Source organism: Streptomyces sp. WM4235 (assembly GCF_001279725.1).
GTDB lineage: Bacteria > Actinomycetota > Actinomycetes > Streptomycetales > Streptomycetaceae > Streptomyces.
In genome coordinates, this window is record NZ_LGDE01000251.1 from 1 (window position 1) to 634 (window position 634).

The window sequence follows — 634 nt, forward strand, 5'->3', positions numbered from 1 at the left end:
AGTCCAAGCCGGCCGTCTTCGCCTACGACTCGGGCGAGGCCTCCGCCTCGACCTCGGGGGGCACCGGCATCGGCAACGAGATCGTCTCCCTGGCCGGCGGGACGAACGTGTTCGCCGACCTCGACGACACCTTCGGCGACGTGTCCTGGGAGAAGGTCATCGAACGCAAGCCCGACGTCATCCTGATCTACGACTACGCGGGGACCACGGTCGAGGCCAAGAAGCAGCGCCTGTTGAACGACCCGGCTCTCGCACAGGTTCCCGCGATCAAGAACAAGCGGTTCGTGGTCCTCCCGCTGTCCACGGCCGTCCTCGGCGTGCGCGTCGCCGACGCCACCGAGTCCCTGGGGCGCCAACTGCACCCCGACGCCGCGTGAGCCCGCGCCGCACCCCGGTCGTCCTCGTCCTGCTCGCCGCCTCCCTGGTCGCCTCCGCCGTCGCGGGCCTCGCGCTGGGCGCGGTACGGATGGCCCCGGGCCAGGTGATCGACGTCCTCCCCGCAGGGCCCGGAGCCGGAGCGGGAGCCGGCGGTGGAGCCGCCGGTGCCATCGTGTGGGACGTACGGATGCCCCGCCTCCTCCTCGGCGCCGTCGTCGGCGCCGGACTCGCCGTGGCCGGAACCGTGTTGCAGGCC

At 72.6% G+C, this 634-nt stretch carries 2 protein-coding genes; both read left to right on the forward strand.

From position 1 onward, the window contains the following. A partial coding sequence (locus ADK55_RS18585; protein WP_159041458.1) for an ABC transporter substrate-binding protein occupies positions 1 to 377 on the forward strand: 377 nt, incomplete at its 5' end. Next, the coding region (locus ADK55_RS18590; RefSeq protein WP_159041459.1) for an iron chelate uptake ABC transporter family permease subunit at positions 374 to 634 on the forward strand (261 nt) is incomplete at its 3' end. The genes ADK55_RS18585 and ADK55_RS18590, both read left to right, overlap by 4 nt.